Raw genomic sequence first — 13,971 nt, 5'->3', positions numbered from 1 at the left:
GGCTGCTTCTGGCTTCTGCGCGAAGCGCAGCCGAGCCAGCCTTACTGCGCCACGCCCTGCCAGGCAATCATCATCGGTACGATCAACAGGCCCAGGCAACTGACGCACAGCACCGTCGTGGTGATGTGGAAGAGCCAGAAACGGCCTGGCGTTTCAGCACGCCATACCTTCTTGGCGATGTTGACGCCCCAGATCGTAAAGCCATCGGCGATGCCACCCAAGAAGAAGCAAAGGGTGGCCAGTGCCCACAGCACCCAGATCAGCGCCATCGCCAGATTGCGTACGTCGCCACGCAGCGAGGACCACAGCACCAGCGTCGCCAGCGCCAACAGGCCTCCCAGCAGAAACGTGATCATCCAGAGTCGATACCAGATGCCCGGCTTTTCCATGCGCGTGCCCCCTCCGTTTGGCCGAGCATAGCCAGTCCGGTGGTCCTTACACCATCCCGCCATTGGCGCGCAGCACCTGCCCGTTGATCCACCCGCCATCAGCACCGGCTAGGAAGGCCACCGCACCGGCGATGTCCTCAGGCATACCCAGCCGTTCCAGGGGGTTCATCTTCGCCAACCGCTCGATCAGCTCGGGTGACTTGCCCTCCAGGAACAGGTCGGTGGCGGTCGGGCCGGGCGCCACTGCATTCACGGTGATGTTGCGCCCGCGCAGCTCCTTGCTGAGGATCGCGCCCATCGTCTCCACCGCCGCCTTGCTGGCGGCATACACGCTGTAGTGCTCCAGTCTGATGCCGACCACGCTGGTGGACAGGCTGATCAGGCGGCCACCGTCGCGCACCCGTCGCGCGCTCTCGCGCAGCACGTTGAAGCCGCCTTTCAGATTGATCCCGATCACCCGCTCGAACAGGGCATCGTCGCTGTCGGCCAGCGGCGCCAACTGCAGCACGCCGGCACTGTTCACCACTACGTCGATACCGCCGAAGCGCGCCTCGATGGCGTCGAACAGCTGGCGCACCGCCTGCGGGTCGGCCACATCGGCCTGCAGCGCGATGGCCTGTGCGCCGGTGGCGTTGAGTTCGGCTGCCAGTGCCTCGGCATCATCGCGGCGGCCGGCATAGTTGATCACCACGTCATGGCCATCGGCCGCGAGCCGCCGGGAAATGGCGGCACCGATGCCGCGGGAACCACCGGTGACCAGGGCGATGCGATTGGGGGAGGTGGGCATGATCCGGTCCAGCAGGCACGCCGGAGTGGCGCAGGGCCATCTTCGCCATCTTGCCCGGTCGGATAATCATGCATAATCCGCCAACATCATCCGGGTAGCCGAACAATGGACCGATTCACGGCCATGCGCACCTTCGTCCGTATCGTCGAGCGCCGCAGCTTCACCCGTGCCTCCGAGGACCTGGGCCTGCCGCGGGCCACGGTGACCGACGCGATCAAGGCACTGGAGCATCGGCTGGGCGTGCGCCTGCTGCACCGGACCACGCGGCTGGTGGTGCCGACCCTGGAAGGCGAGGCCTTCTATGGTCGCTGCCTGCGGTTGATCGCCGACATGGACGATGCCGAGGCCGCGTTCCGTGACGTGCCGCCACGCGGTCCGCTGCGCATCGAGGTACACGGCACGCTGGGCCGGCATCTGTTGTTTCCGCACCTGCGAGATTTCCTGCAGCGCTACCCGGAGATCGAACTGGATGTCAGCGAGGGCGATCGCTATGTCGACCTTCTGCGCGAGGGTGTGGACGCGGCGCTGCGTGTCGGCACCCTGGCCCACAGCGATCTGGCGGCGCGGCGGTTGACGCTGCTGCGCGAAGTTACGGTGGCCGCACCGGGTTATGTGCAGGCGCACGGTGTGCCCGAGACCATCGAATCACTGGAGCAAGGCCACCAGATGGTCGGCTATCGCTCCAGCGTCACCGGCCAGCTGATTCCGCTTGAGTTCCAGCAGGGTGGGCAGGTGCGCTATGTGCCGCTGCCCGCGCGGGCGAGGGTTTCCGGCGCGGACGCATTCCTCGGTGCCGCGCTGGCAGGGCTGGGCATCATCCAGGCGCCGCGCTACCGGATGGACCCCTACATTGCGCGTGGGCAACTGGTCGAGCTGTTGCCGCACGCACCGCCGACGCCGAGCCCGTTGAATCTGGTCTACCCACGCAACCGCACGCCGTCGCCGCGGCTGCGGGTGTTCATCGACTGGGTGGCCGGGGTGTTCGACCAGATGAGGTAGTGCCGGCCGCTGGCCGGCAACTGCAACACGCGTGATGTGCAAAGGTTGCCGGCCAGCGGCCGGCACTACCGGGCTGATGCGCTTGGCAGCACCAGCTCGAACACGGTGCCGGTTTCATCGGAGGTCACGCTTACCGTTCCGCCATGCGCCTGTGCAATCGCACGGGTGATCGCCAGGCCCAGTCCGGCACCTTCGTGGCGGCCACGCTCGCCGCGATAGAAGCGATCGAACAGGCGCGGCAGTGCTGCTTCGGCAATCGGCGGGCCGAGGTTGTGCACGCTGACCCTGCACACGCCATCGCCCTCGACCAGCTGCACCCGCACCTCGCTGCCCACGGCTGCGTGCTTCAACGCATTCGACAGCAGATTGGCGATCGCCCGGTGCAGCATCAGACGGTTGCCTTCCACGCTCGCCACGCCGTCGCGGCGCAGGGTCAATTGCCGGTCCTCGGCCAGCAGGTCATAGAACTCCAGCAGCGAATCCACCACCGCATCCAGCGCCACCGGCTCACGCGAGGGCAGTGCGCCCGGCGCTTCGGCCTGCGCCAGGTACAGCAGGTCGCCTACGGTCTGCGCCAGCTGCTGCAGCTCCTCGGCACACGACGCCAGCGTCTCGCGGTAGGCCTCGTTGCTGCGCGGGTGGGCCAGCACCACCTGTACCTGGGTCAGCATGTTGGTGATCGGCGTGCGCAGCTCATGGGCCAGATCACCAGAGAACTCGGTCAGGCGCGCGAAGTCCTGCTGCAGGCGCGCCAGCATGCCGTTGAGTGTCTGTGCCAGCTGTTCCAGTTCGGCCGGTGCCGTGCGCGCTCAGACGCCGCTGCAATCGACCGGCGGTGATCTGCCGGGCTTCATCGGCCAACGTACGCAGCGGTCGCAGCGTGCGTCGCACTACGTAGCCGCCGAGCAGGCTGCTGGCCACGGCGGCGCCGATGATGGCGATCGCCAGAAGATGGCGGAAGCGCTGCAGGAAATCGGCATGGCGGTCGTCATCGATGGCCAGCAGGGTGACCAGCTGGCTGCCGTCGGCCAGGGTCTGCCGCAGGTGCAGGGCATGCATGCAGCGACCATCGTCGAGAATCCAGTCGTGCCGCCGTGGCGCGGCGTCGATGGGCTGGCTGCGTGCGTGCTCGCGCAGCAGTGCCGGTGCGGTCGAGAACAGCACGGCTCCGTGGCCATTGACGATGTGGAAGGCGATATCGGGATGATGGCTGAGCGCCTCTGCCAACCGCGGGCCGCGTGCGGCGGCGGGCCCATTGCCAGCAATATCGCGGATCAACGCAACCTTGTTCTCCAGTTCGATGAAGTCCTGGGCAACAAGGTCATGGCGGGCGCTGACATAGATGGCCACGCCCAATGCGGCCAGCACCAGCGTGGCCACGGTGGCGAACAGCAGCGTCAGCCGCACCGCGATGGAACGGCGCAGGCTCATCCGTTGCTCACAGCGCCGTCGTCTGGTGCTTCGAGCACGTAGCCCATGCCGCGCACGGTGACGATGAGCTTGGCGTCGAAGTCATCGTCGATCTTCGCGCGCAGGCGGCGGATCGCCACGTCGATCACATTGGTGTCGCTGTCGAAGTTCATGTCCCACACCTGCGAGGCGATCAACGAGCGCGGCAGTACTTCACCGCGCCGCCGCGCCAGAAGTTCCAGCAGGGTGTACTCCTTCTGGCTGAGCGCGATGCGCTGGCCGCCACGCTCCACCCGGCGGCGCTGGGTATCCACCACCAGGTCGGCGATGACGATGCGTTCAACCTGCGGCACCGCTTGGCCGCGGCGTAGCAGCGTGCGCACGCGCGCCAGCAGCTCGGCGAAAGCGAAGGGCTTGGCCAGGTAGTCGTCGGCGCCCAGCTCAAGGCCCTGCACGCGGTCGGCGATGCTGCTGCGTGCGGTCAGGAACAGCACCGGCAGCGGCCAGCCGGCTCCACGCAGCCGCGACAGCACAGTCCAGCCATCCAGGCCGGGCAGCATCACATCGAGAATGACCAGCTGGTACTCGCCGCTACCGGCCAGGTGCAGCCCGTCGACGCCGTTGCAGGCGAGATCGACCACGTAGCCGGCCTCGATCAGGCCCTGGCGCAGGTAGTTGCCGGTCTTGGGTTCGTCTTCGACGATCAGCAGTTTCATGGTGCGCCCATCATCGCAGCTTGGGCGTGGGCTGGCTGCGCAGTCTCATGCCAGCGGATCCAGCGTGCCGAGAATCGCGACACAGGCCAGCACCAGCAGCGCCAGTACCGATTCGCAGGCCAGGCTGTGGCGCAGTGAACGCAGCGGCCTGGGCTGCCAGCCACCCCGGATGGAGACCGCCAGCGCCGGCACCAGCCGCCAGCGATGCAGCGCGGCCAGGCCCAGCATGCCACCCACCAGTGCCAGCTTGAGCAGCAGCCAGCGTCCATGCGCGGCGCCGGTCAGGGTCTGTATGGAACCGCCGAGATCGACATAGGTATAGGTGCCGGTCATCGCCAGCAGGGCGACGATGATCGTGCCGGGCACGGCGAAGCCGTGCGCGGCCTGCCATAGTTCGTGGGTGCGTTCGCGCAGGCGCAGGCCCTGGCGGCGCAGTGCTAGCTGCACGATGGCGGCGATCGCACCGATCCAGGCGCCGGCCGCCAGCAGGTGCACGATGCCGGCAGCAAGACGCAGCCATCCAGCGACCCCATCGCCAGCAGCGGCGTGGCCGTTCCAGGCGAGGCTGGCCAGGGTCACCGCCGAGAGTGCCAGCAGTGCAGGGCGGCGCAGGCCCTGCACCGGGTGATTGACTGCCAGCAGCGGCAGCATTGCCAGCAGGGCCAGGATACGCAGCAGTCCCGCCTCGCCCACCGGCGTACCGGTAAGAAACCAGCGCGCTGTCTCGCCATCGATGTCGACCGGTGATATGTCAAGCACGCCGGACAATCGGGTGACCGCATCGATGCCGACCAGCACCAGTGCCACAAAAGTGAGGCCCAGCGAGACGCTGCGCGGCAGTCCGGGGCGGACGAACAGCATCCGCCCGAACAGCAGCATCAGGGCCAGATACAGCGCCAGCCGCAGCGCGTATGGCGAAAGCTCGGCCACAGCGATGGCCTTACTTCACGGTGAAGCGGTAGGTGCCGGTGATCGGATGGCTGTCCTGGCCGACCGCGCGCCACTGCAGTGCGTAACTGCCGGCGGGCAGCGGCTTGGCAAAGCGCGCGCGCAGGGTGTGGCCGTCCTCGGAGATCTCCTGCGCCGTGGTCGGCATCGCCATCTTCATGCGGCCGTGGTCCATGCTCAGTTCGATGCGGGTGGCACGCGGCATCACCTTCTCACTGAACTGCAGCTCGATCTGGCTGGCCGGGGCCACGGTGGCATCGGCCGCTGGCGTCGAACGCACCAGGCTGGGATGGGCCAGCGCCAGCGGCGCGGCCGAAAGGCCGGACAGCAGCAGGGCGAGCGGGACGACGCGGAACAGGGAGCGGGTCATATGCGGATCACCGATGAGGAAGTGGCCTGCAGGGTGACGTCCACCGCCTTTCGAGGCCCTGACCTGGACATTACCAGTTTGTAATGTTGGCGGCCGGCACTACCGGGCCCGTGACTGCGCGATCCATGCCGACGGCGAACAACCGACCACACGCCGGAACGCAGCGCTGAACTTGCTGGGATTGGCATATCCGCTGGCCAGGGCAACGTCGGTGACACGCCGGCCCTGCGCGAGTTCGGCGCGCCCGCTGCATGCGGTGCTCGGTCAGGAACGCATAGGGCGGCAGGCCAGTGGCCGCACGCAGCGCGCGGCCGAACGTCGCGGCCTCCATCTGCACTGCAGCGGCCAGCTGTGGAACGGTCAGCGCCTGGCCGTGTTGCGCGTCGATGTAGGCCTCCAGTTGCCGCAACCGTCGGGCCGACAGTGGGGACACCGTGCCACGCGCCTGGCGCGGCTGACCGGCAAGCTGACCCAGGCGGTGCAGCAGCACCTGCGCGCCATGCTCGAGGAAGCCGGGCAGGCAAACATCAGCCTGCGCGCTGCACCACAGCGCCTGCAGCACCGAAGTAATCACCGGGTCGTGGTGCAGCCGCGCAGCCAGCGGCTGCAGCTGTTGCAACTGCTGCGGATCCTGCGGATGCAGGTGGGTATCGATGGCGATGCCGAGCAGATCGACCGCGGGGCTGGCATAGGTGCCGGTGTCTTCCGGCAGCACCAGATTGAACTGGCCGCGCCGCCACGGAGCCTGCAGAAGACCGCTGAGGGTGTGCTGCTGCAGCCGACCGCCGCCGCCCACGGCCAGGCCCAAGCGCAGTTGCTGCGGATGTCCCATCTCACCTTCGCTGGCATCGAAGCGATGGCGCAGCAGCACCACCGCACCATCGTGGCTGGCGTAGGCCGCAGGGGCCTGCGACCGGGTTTCCTGCAGCAGCTGGTCGGCGAGGGCGGGCATCACGGATCCGGGAATGGAGCGGCGCTGCCGGAAATGGAGTGGCGGCAGGACGCGAATGTTACAGGATAACACTCTTGTCCCGCGCTGCCGCCGCCCGCGCGTCCGCCACTCCATCCGTCGAGGTTCCCGCTTTGAAGTCGTCCACGCCTGCTGCCGCGCTCATCGCAGCATCCCTGCTCGTTCCTGCCTTGCCCGCCCTTGCCCAGCAGGCCGACCCGGCCACGCTCGACGGTGTCCGCGTCACCGGTTCCAAGCGCGATACCCCATACCTGAAGAGCGATCTGTCGGTGACGGTGCTCGACAGGCAGGCGCTGAAAGAAGCGGGCGTCACCGAGTTCCGTGACCTCGACAAGCTCGCGCCCAACGTGAAGTTCAACGCAATGGGGCAGCTCAGCAACATGTTCATCTCGATCCGCGGCATCGAGTCCAATCCATTCCTGGTCAATCGTGCCTCGGTCTACATCGATGGCATTCCGTTCCGCGAGCTGAGCAATGCCGTGCTCAACCAGGTCGAGTCGGTGGAGGTGCTGCGCGGCCCGCAGGGCACGCTGTACGGCGCCAACAGCGAATCCGGCCTGGTACTGGTGCGTACGCGTGGTCCTGCGGATAAGCGCGAGGGCGAGATCAATGTGCGCAGCACCTGGTTCGGCAACGGCAATGGCACCGCTCTCGATGGCTTCCTGGCGGGGCCGCTGAACAAGACGGGCAGCCTGTCCGGCTCGGTGGCGTTCATGGGCTCCGACGAGGACGCCTACCTGAAGAACCTCACGCCTTCCGGTGCACGCGGCAAGGTCGGCGAAGGCTACCTGCAGGGGAAGCTGCGCTGGCGGCCCAGCGACTACGTCTCGGTGAACGCGCTGGCCTACCACCTGCGCACCCGCGCGCCGGGCATGTTCGAGTATGAATACCTTCCGCTGGATACCGGCCTCTATAACCGCACCTACGGCACCTCGCTCAATGGCGGCCGCCGTGCCGAAGACTTCACCTACATCAACGACGCGCCCAAACGCACCGAAAAGGACGAAACGGTGGCGGGCCTCAGTGCGCAATGGCAGCTGCAGGCCGGCACGCTGGACGTGGCCGCTTCCTGGCGGGACGAGGAGGTGACCTCGGCCGGCTACGACTTCGACATGACCAATAGCCCGGCATTGGCCGGCCGCATCTACGACAGGAAGAAGGAATGGACGGCCGAGGCGCGCTTCAGCTCGCCCAGCGACCAGGCGCTGACCTGGATGACCGGTGTGTCGACCTACCGCAACAGCAAGGATTCGATCCTCGGCACCTTCGTCGGCCCGGCGCTGCACGGGCTGGACAGCTACAACCTGGCACCGCGGCAGACCTCCAAGGGCGAGGACTACAGCGTCTTCGCCACCGCCAGCTATACCTTCCCGGCGGTGCCGAAGCTGACCGCCAGCGCCGGCCTGCGCCATGAGCAGGCACGGCGCTCCACCGAACAGCGTGCCGGTGCGCTGGACCTGGGCGCCGGTGGCCGCGTGCTGTACCGCGATGCAGCGCTGGCGCATACCTTCTCGGCCACGCTGCCGCGGCTGTCACTGCGCTACGACGCCACTGACGACCTGTCCTTCTACGCGGCCTCGGCCAAGGGCTACATTCCGGGTGGCTTCAATCTTGCCGCGGCGCAGAGCGATGTGGTCAACGACAAGGTGCTGCGCTACGAATCCGAGCGCATGTGGAGCCATGAGCTGGGCTTCAAGATGAACCTGGCCGGCGGCCGTGGCCACATCGGCGGCGCGCTGTTCCACATCACCTCGGACAACTGGCAGGAAATCCAGGTGGCCACCGATGCCAACGGCCGCCCGATCTCGTCGGACTACGTAGGTTCGGATGCCTCGATCCGTTCCCGCGGTGCCGAGCTGGAGGGCGTGTTTGAAGTGCTGCCGGGCTTCACCCTGATGGCGAATGTGGGCTACGTCGATGCGAAGTACACCAAGCTATGGGTCAGCGTGGACCAGAACCTGGATGGCAAGCGGGTCAAGCTGACGCCGCATTACACTGGCTATCTGGCGGCGCGCTATCAGTTCGAATCGGGCATCCATGCACGGCTGGAATCGCAGTTCACCGGCTCCAGTGCACTGGATGAACGCAACCGCGCGTTCCAGCCGGCAGTGGCCGTGCTCGGTGCTCAGCTGGGCTACGAGACCGGGCCGTGGAGCGCGCGGGTGTTCGTGCAGAACCTGACCAACAAGCGCCGCATCAACGGCCTGATCTTCGACAACCTGGCCTTCGGCCGCGACGGCAACTACTACGGCCCGGTCGACAGCCCGCGCATCTTCGGCGCGGAAGTGGGTTACCGCTTCTGAGGAGGCGGGCCGCGCGCCGGCCAGCGGCCGGCGCTACCGGTCCAACGAAACGGTAGTGCCGGCCGCTGGCCGGCATCTTCGGAACGCTACCTGTGGCCGTGCAATGCCCGCCGGTTGCCGATGTGCGCGCATGCCAGCAGCACGCCACCGCAGGCGGTGGCCACGCCATGCCAGAGCAGCGATTCCTTCAACGGCAGGTACAGCGACGCCGACACCAGCAGGATCGCGCCAACCACGGCCAGCCGCACCGGCAGCCAGCGCCCATGCCGGTGCAGCCCGGCCGTGGTACTGGCCAGCGCCAGCGTCGAGGCCATCAATGCGAACAACCATTCCCAGCGCGACATCATCAACAGCAGCGTCATCACGCCGTGGCCGGGGTGCTGGAACGAGCGCAGCGCCATCATTGCCGCCGGCACGAAGGCCAGCAGCAGCGGCAGGGCGATGCAATGGGCGGCGCAGGCCAGCGACAGCCAGGCGCCGGCCAGATCGAAACGGGGATGCCAGCGTGCCGAAGTTGGCGGCTGGGCCAGAGCCCTTGCGGGGGTCGGGGGGATGTGGTCCATTATGTTACATAGTAACAATTGGAGTCTCCCCCATGAAGCTTCCTGCTGCTCTTTTCCTGCTGCTGGCCGCCAACGCGGCCCAGGCACACGATGTCCGCCAGCACGCGCCACACGTGCACGGCCAGGCGACTGTTGATCTCGCACTCGACCAGGGAACGCTGGAGTTCGCCCTGCAGGCGCCGGGTATCGGCATTCTTGATTTCGAGCGACCGCCCGCCAACGCGACCGAGCAGGCGGCACTGTCGCGCGCCACGGCATTGCTGAAGGGCGGCAGCTGGGTGACCCTGCCCACCGCCGCCAACTGCCGCCTGGCCAGCAGTGACGCCAGTGCCGAAGGCTTCGCTGCGACCGCCGCTGTGCCAGCGGCCGGGCAGCATCGCCACGCCGGTTTCACTGCCAACCTGCAGTATCGCTGCACGAATCCGAGTGCACTGCGCGCCCTGGTCGTGCGCCTGCCGGTGCTGTTCCCCGGGTTGCACGAAGTCATCGTCAACAGTGCGACGGCCAACGGCCAGGAGCGCAGCGTGCTGAGTGCCGACAACCTGCGCGTGGTGCTGGCGCCGTGAGCACGCCAGCGGTGATCGCCCTGGAGGATGTGCAGTTCGGCTACGCAACACGCCTGGTGCTGGATATCCCGCAGCTGCTGATAGAGCAGGGCAGCAGCGTGCTGTTGCGTGGAGTGAGCGGGGGCGGCAAGAGTACCTTGCTCGGCCTGCTGGCCGGCGTCCTGCTACCCGGCAGGGGGCGCGTCGAAGTGGCGGGTCACGCGCTGCAGATGATGCGGGGTGCTGCGCGCGATCGCTTCCGTGCCGATCACCTGGGCGTGATCTTCCAGCAGTTCAATCTGCTGCCGTTTCTCAGCGTACGCGACAACATCGCGCTGGGCCTGCGCTTTTCGCGCCTGCGCAGCGCGCATCAGTGGGCCGCTGGATGCCGAGATCGCCCGCCTGCTGCAGGCCCTGCAGCTCAATCCCGAGCTGATGCAGCGGCGCGCGGGTACGCTCAGTGTTGGCCAGCAACAACGCGTGGCGGCCGCACGTGCGCTGATCGGCCGGCCGGCGGTGCTGTTGGCCGACGAGCCGACCTCGGCGCTGGATCGCCAAGCCGCGACCGCCTTCCTGCAGCTGATGTCCGCACAGTGCCGGGCTGCCGGTACCACGGTTCTGGTGGTCAGCCACGATGAAAGCCTGCAGCCGTTGTTCGACCGCACCATTTCACTTTCCGAGATCAACCAGGCAGGTGGCACCCATGCTTGAACTTGCCTGGCCCAGCCTGCGCAGCCGCGCATTGAGCGTCAGCCTCACCGTGCTGGTGATCACCCTCAGCGTGGTGCTGCTGCTCGGTGTTGAGCGCGTGCGCACGCAGGCGCATGAAGGTTTTGCCAGCACCATCTCAGGCACGGACCTGATCGTCGGTGCCCGCTCCGGGCCGGTGAACCTGCTGCTGTATTCGGTGTTCCACATCGGCGACCCGACCAACAACGTGTCCTGGCAGTCCTACCAGGAGCTGTCCTCGCTGCCGCAGGTGAAGTGGGCGGTGCCACTGTCGCTGGGCGATTCGTGGCGCGGCTACCGGGTGGTCGGCACCAGTGGCGGCTATTTCGAGCACTACCGCTACGGCGCGGGACATGCGCTGGCGTTTGCACAGGGGCGGCCGTTCGACGATCTGTACGACGCCGTGATCGGCGCAGAGGTGGCGCGCGCAGAAGGTCGGCCTCGGCGACGAGATCGTGCTGGCGCACGGCACCGGCGCGGTCACGCTGGCCACGCATGCCGACAAGCCGTTCCGTGTGGCCGGCATCCTGCAGCGCACCGGCACGCCGGTCGACTCCTCGGTGCTGGTCTCGCTGCCGGCCATCGAGGCGATCCATGTCGACTGGCGCTCCGGCGTGCAGCTGCGCAGCCACAGCGTCAGCGCCGAGCAGGCGCGCCACCTGGACCTGACCCCGACCAGCATCACCGCCTTCATGCTCGGCCTGAATTCGCGCATCGCCACGTTCTCGGTACAGCGCAGGATCAACGAGTACCCGGACGAGGCGATGCTGGCGATCCTGCCTGGCGTGACGTTGCAGCAGCTGTGGCAGTCACTGGGCATCGCCGAGCGGGCACTGCAGCTGATCAGTGCGATGGTGGTGCTGCTGGGCATGGTCTCGCTGGTGGCGCTGCTGGTCTCGACCCTGCAGGAGCGCCGGCGCGAGATGGCGGTGCTGCGTGCCATCGGTGCACGCCCGGGCTATATCGCCAGCCTGCTGGTGGTGGAGGCGGTAGCGACCAGCGCGCTTGCCTGCGTGCTTGCACTGGCCGCACTGGTGGCCACCAGCATTGCCGGGCGTGGCTGGGCGCTGGCCAACTTTGGCCTGTCGATCACTCACATCTGGCCGGATGGCCGCGAACTGGCGTGGGCCGCGGGTGTGCTGGCGATCAGCGCGGTGGCCGGCCTGGTACCGGCGCTGCTGGCCTATCGGCGCACGCTGGCCGATGGCCTGTCACCCGGGGGCTGAGCATGCGCTGGTTACCGCTGTTGGCAATGTTACTGGTGCTGACCGCCTGCGAACGCCCGGTCGATACCGGCGTGCAGGCGCTGCCACCGTCACCGGTGGTCGATCGCGATGCTCCGGCCGCTCCCGAGGAACAGGAACTGGACTGGTTGCAGATGATGCCGAAGGACGAGCTGGCCGCGCTGGAGCGGGGCGAGGGGCCGGAGGTCGAGCACAACGGCAACCGGCGCATGCCGCAGTTCGGTACGTTCCGCACCGTGGACACCGTACTGCAGCGGCCGGTGCGCTTGCCGGGTTACGTGGTGCCGCTGGCCAACGCGCAGGACGGGCGGCTGACCGAATTCCTGTTCGTGCCGTACTACGGTGCCTGCATCCATGTGCCGCCGCCACCGCCGAACCAGATCGTGCACGTGGTGCTGCCGCGCCCGATCGACATGCCGGACATGTATTCGCCGTTCTTCCTGGCCGGTACCCTGCGCGCCGAACGGCTGGACGATGATCTGGCCGGCTCCGCCTACACCATGCGCGATGCGCAGCTGAGGCCGTATGAACCGTAGCGTCCTGATCGGACTGACCTGCTGCCTGGGCCTGTTGGGGTGTACGCAGGCGGGTGGGGGAGCCACCACCGGCGCCGCAGCACCGGCACAGCCGGCCACGACCGAGGCGCCCATCGACCGCTGGGATGCACTGCGGCCCGACGAAGTGACCTACCAGCGTCCGCCGCCGCAGATCGGCCTGTCACGCAATGGCATGGACGGGGTGGGCGGGCTGATCGATGACACCGGCTCGGGCACGCCACCGGGGCAGGAGATCGACCATTCCAGCCCGGATCGCGCCAAGCAGTTCGGCTCTTCGCGCGTGGTCGACGTTGTCGACGGTCGCGCGGTGGATCTGGATGGCTACGTGGTGCCGCTGGGCACCAACGACGCAGGACTGGTCGACGAACTGTTGTTCGTGCCGTTCTACGGGGCCTGCATCCATGTGCCGCCACCGCCGCCGAACCAGATCATCCATGTGACCCTGGCCACGCCGATCGCACTGGGCGACCTGTGGGATCCGTACCGGTTGGCCGGTCGCCTCCAGGTCAAGCGCTTCGATGCGGATATCGCCAGTGCGTCCTACGACGCCGCAGCGGCGACGCTGACGGCGATCCACAACTGATGCGTGCGCGCTGGATCATCGTTGCAGCAGCCTTGCTGGTGGTGGTTGCGCTGCTGGTGTGGTGGCAGCGGCAGGCTGCACCCATCGCGCCACCCGCGATCGCATTTCCGCCGCCTTCGTCCGATGCCCGCCAGCGCATCGAACAGCGCCTGGGTGATGACCATGCCTTTCGCAACGACGTACTGTTCCTGCTCGCGGCCACCCTGCGCGACCGCTGCCAGCCGGCGCAGGCGGGGCTGCTGGCGCGCATGGCCAATCGTGCATCGTTGCCGGTGTTGGCGGCGGTCAGTGCGGTGACCCAGCAGGATCCAACGCTGGACCGGCCGATCTACCAGTACATCCAGCATCGTGCCGACGCCACGCGCTGTGGCCAGCCGCTGCAGATGCCGCTGGCCGGTGGACGCAGCATGGCCGTGGACATCGAGCAGTACGCGCGCACCTTCCCGGACAGCTATTTCGACCCGCAGCGCAGCAGCGAGCCGCGGGATTTCGGCGGACTGTCGCTGCAGCAGCGGGCAGGCAACGCCTGCAACAGCGTGGTGTATTCGGTGCTGCCGCTGGGTGGCACCGATTGGCGATGCAGCAGCCTGCGCGCGAATGCCCGTGCGCGGGTGCGCGGCCTGTGCGAGGACGAACTGCGGCGCCAGCATGGGGGAACGGGCGGGGAACTGGACATGGCCGTGGGGCAGGGCATGCAGGGTGCGGTGGTGTCGGCGATTGCCGCGCTGCCGGAAGACTGCCGATAAGCGTTTACCAGTAGAGCCAGGCCATGCCTGGCTGGCGGTTCAGCCAAGCAGACTTGCCCCTACAGACCCTGAACTGGTGGATTCCGAAGGTCATAACTATACAGGACATCCG

At 67.4% G+C, this 13,971-nt stretch carries 15 protein-coding genes and 2 pseudogenes; 8 read left to right on the top strand and 9 right to left on the bottom strand.

Going from position 1 to position 13,971, the window contains the following annotated elements; translation table 11 throughout:
• Positions 1 to 41 precede the first annotated feature (41 nt).
• Together ACZK2V_RS12495 and ACZK2V_RS12490 are read right to left on the bottom strand one after the other, a co-directional pair.
• Positions 42 to 356 carry a hypothetical protein gene (locus tag ACZK2V_RS12495; RefSeq protein WP_032129447.1) on the bottom strand — a complete coding sequence of 105 codons (315 nt, stop codon included), beginning with the start codon at positions 354 to 356 and terminating at the stop codon, positions 42 to 44.
• Positions 357 to 435: 79 nt separating this feature from the next.
• Positions 436 to 1,176, bottom strand: coding sequence for an SDR family oxidoreductase (locus ACZK2V_RS12490; protein ID WP_154352671.1), 741 nt, complete (start codon positions 1,174 to 1,176; stop codon positions 436 to 438).
• Between the two features lie 105 nt (positions 1,177 to 1,281).
• Between ACZK2V_RS12490 and ACZK2V_RS12485 the strand changes: the two genes are divergently transcribed.
• On the top strand, positions 1,282 to 2,175 hold the full coding sequence (locus ACZK2V_RS12485) for a LysR family transcriptional regulator (protein ID WP_486322417.1): 894 nt from the start codon (positions 1,282 to 1,284) through the stop codon (positions 2,173 to 2,175).
• A gap of 65 nt (positions 2,176 to 2,240) precedes the next feature.
• Here ACZK2V_RS12485 and ACZK2V_RS12480 read toward each other — a convergent pair whose 3' ends face one another.
• The 6 genes from ACZK2V_RS12480 to ACZK2V_RS12455 form a co-directional block, all read right to left on the bottom strand.
• Positions 2,241 to 2,933: an ATP-binding protein gene (locus tag ACZK2V_RS12480; protein ID WP_486322416.1), complete on the bottom strand. Its 693-nt coding sequence runs from the start codon at positions 2,931 to 2,933 to the stop codon at positions 2,241 to 2,243.
• The gene (locus tag ACZK2V_RS12475) at positions 2,881 to 3,606 is read right to left on the bottom strand and encodes a hypothetical protein (RefSeq protein ID WP_486322415.1); all 726 of its coding nucleotides are present in this window, start codon (positions 3,604 to 3,606) and stop codon (positions 2,881 to 2,883) included. The genes ACZK2V_RS12480 and ACZK2V_RS12475 overlap by 53 nt, the downstream gene beginning before the upstream one ends.
• Positions 3,603 to 4,301, bottom strand: a complete 699-nt coding sequence (locus tag ACZK2V_RS12470; protein WP_486322414.1) for a heavy metal response regulator transcription factor — start codon at positions 4,299 to 4,301, stop codon at positions 3,603 to 3,605. The genes ACZK2V_RS12475 and ACZK2V_RS12470 overlap by 4 nt, the downstream gene beginning before the upstream one ends.
• A gap of 45 nt (positions 4,302 to 4,346) precedes the next feature.
• Complete coding sequence (copD, locus tag ACZK2V_RS12465) at positions 4,347 to 5,231, bottom strand: copper homeostasis membrane protein CopD (RefSeq protein WP_486322413.1); 885 nt, start codon at positions 5,229 to 5,231, stop codon at positions 4,347 to 4,349.
• 10 nt (positions 5,232 to 5,241) lie between these two features.
• Positions 5,242 to 5,619: a copper homeostasis periplasmic binding protein CopC gene (copC, locus tag ACZK2V_RS12460; protein WP_486322412.1), complete on the bottom strand. Its 378-nt coding sequence runs from the start codon at positions 5,617 to 5,619 to the stop codon at positions 5,242 to 5,244.
• A gap of 70 nt (positions 5,620 to 5,689) precedes the next feature.
• On the bottom strand, positions 5,690 to 6,571 hold the full coding sequence (locus tag ACZK2V_RS12455; protein WP_486322411.1) for an AraC family transcriptional regulator: 882 nt from the start codon (positions 6,569 to 6,571) through the stop codon (positions 5,690 to 5,692).
• A gap of 188 nt (positions 6,572 to 6,759) precedes the next feature.
• Here ACZK2V_RS12455 and ACZK2V_RS12450 point away from each other — a divergent pair, with 188 nt between their 5' ends.
• Positions 6,760 to 8,892, top strand: a complete 2,133-nt coding sequence (locus ACZK2V_RS12450) for a TonB-dependent receptor (RefSeq protein ID WP_486322410.1) — start codon at positions 6,760 to 6,762, stop codon at positions 8,890 to 8,892.
• 86 nt (positions 8,893 to 8,978) lie between these two features.
• On the opposite strand, the gene ACZK2V_RS12445 is transcribed toward ACZK2V_RS12450, so the two are convergent.
• On the bottom strand, positions 8,979 to 9,455 hold the full coding sequence (locus ACZK2V_RS12445; protein ID WP_125893594.1) for a MerC domain-containing protein: 477 nt from the start codon (positions 9,453 to 9,455) through the stop codon (positions 8,979 to 8,981).
• A 32-nt stretch (positions 9,456 to 9,487) separates the two neighbouring features.
• On the opposite strand from ACZK2V_RS12445, the gene ACZK2V_RS12440 reads away from it, so the two are divergent.
• The 6 genes and pseudogenes from ACZK2V_RS12440 (at position 9,488) to ACZK2V_RS12415 (ending at position 13,859) form a co-directional block, all read left to right on the top strand.
• Positions 9,488 to 10,021 (top strand): ZrgA family zinc uptake protein, encoded by a 534-nt coding sequence (locus ACZK2V_RS12440; protein ID WP_486322409.1) that lies wholly within the window; start codon positions 9,488 to 9,490, stop codon positions 10,019 to 10,021.
• A pseudogene (locus tag ACZK2V_RS12435) lies at positions 10,018 to 10,711 on the top strand (ATP-binding cassette domain-containing protein). Before ACZK2V_RS12440 ends, ACZK2V_RS12435 begins: the two are co-directional and overlap by 4 nt.
• Positions 10,704 to 11,955, top strand: a pseudogene (locus ACZK2V_RS12430) (ABC transporter permease). Before ACZK2V_RS12435 ends, ACZK2V_RS12430 begins: the two co-directional pseudogenes overlap by 8 nt.
• Before the next feature lie 26 nt (positions 11,956 to 11,981).
• Entirely contained in the window at positions 11,982 to 12,509 is a 528-nt protein-coding gene (locus ACZK2V_RS12425; RefSeq protein ID WP_434060527.1) for a DUF3299 domain-containing protein, read from the top strand.
• Complete coding sequence (locus ACZK2V_RS12420; protein WP_486322408.1) at positions 12,499 to 13,113, top strand: DUF3299 domain-containing protein; 615 nt, start codon at positions 12,499 to 12,501, stop codon at positions 13,111 to 13,113. The genes ACZK2V_RS12425 and ACZK2V_RS12420 overlap by 11 nt, the downstream gene beginning before the upstream one ends.
• The gene (locus ACZK2V_RS12415) at positions 13,113 to 13,859 is read left to right on the top strand and encodes a hypothetical protein (protein WP_049422175.1); all 747 of its coding nucleotides are present in this window, start codon (positions 13,113 to 13,115) and stop codon (positions 13,857 to 13,859) included. Before ACZK2V_RS12420 ends, ACZK2V_RS12415 begins: the two co-directional genes overlap by 1 nt.
• The last annotated feature ends 112 nt before the right edge of the window (positions 13,860 to 13,971 follow it).

It is taken from the genome of Stenotrophomonas sp. 93052_Sma (genome assembly GCF_056481145.1).
Note: the sequence above shows the minus strand (reverse complement) of the source record. Positions and strands in the feature narration are given on the sequence as shown.

What these genes read in the sequence shown, in the direction of transcription:
- ACZK2V_RS12495 (WP_032129447.1), bottom strand. Translation starts at nt 356, where the DNA reads ATGATCACGTTTCTGCTGGGAGGCCTGTTGGCGCTGGCGACGCTGGTG.
- ACZK2V_RS12490 (WP_154352671.1), bottom strand. Translation starts at nt 1,176, where the DNA reads ATGCCCACCTCCCCCAATCGCATCGCCCTGGTCACCGGTGGTTCCCGC.
- ACZK2V_RS12485 (WP_486322417.1), top strand. Translation starts at nt 1,282, where the DNA reads ATGGACCGATTCACGGCCATGCGCACCTTCGTCCGTATCGTCGAGCGC.
- ACZK2V_RS12480 (WP_486322416.1), bottom strand. Translation starts at nt 2,933, where the DNA reads ATGCTGGCGCGCCTGCAGCAGGACTTCGCGCGCCTGACCGAGTTCTCT.
- ACZK2V_RS12475 (WP_486322415.1), bottom strand. Translation starts at nt 3,606, where the DNA reads ATGAGCCTGCGCCGTTCCATCGCGGTGCGGCTGACGCTGCTGTTCGCC.
- ACZK2V_RS12470 (WP_486322414.1), bottom strand. Translation starts at nt 4,301, where the DNA reads ATGAAACTGCTGATCGTCGAAGACGAACCCAAGACCGGCAACTACCTG.
- copC (WP_486322412.1), bottom strand. Translation starts at nt 5,619, where the DNA reads ATGACCCGCTCCCTGTTCCGCGTCGTCCCGCTCGCCCTGCTGCTGTCC.
- ACZK2V_RS12455 (WP_486322411.1), bottom strand. Translation starts at nt 6,571, where the DNA reads ATGCCCGCCCTCGCCGACCAGCTGCTGCAGGAAACCCGGTCGCAGGCC.
- ACZK2V_RS12445 (WP_125893594.1), bottom strand. Translation starts at nt 9,455, where the DNA reads ATGGACCACATCCCCCCGACCCCCGCAAGGGCTCTGGCCCAGCCGCCA.
- ACZK2V_RS12440 (WP_486322409.1), top strand. Translation starts at nt 9,488, where the DNA reads ATGAAGCTTCCTGCTGCTCTTTTCCTGCTGCTGGCCGCCAACGCGGCC.
- ACZK2V_RS12425 (WP_434060527.1), top strand. Translation starts at nt 11,982, where the DNA reads ATGTTACTGGTGCTGACCGCCTGCGAACGCCCGGTCGATACCGGCGTG.
- ACZK2V_RS12420 (WP_486322408.1), top strand. Translation starts at nt 12,499, where the DNA reads ATGAACCGTAGCGTCCTGATCGGACTGACCTGCTGCCTGGGCCTGTTG.
- ACZK2V_RS12415 (WP_049422175.1), top strand. Translation starts at nt 13,113, where the DNA reads ATGCGTGCGCGCTGGATCATCGTTGCAGCAGCCTTGCTGGTGGTGGTT.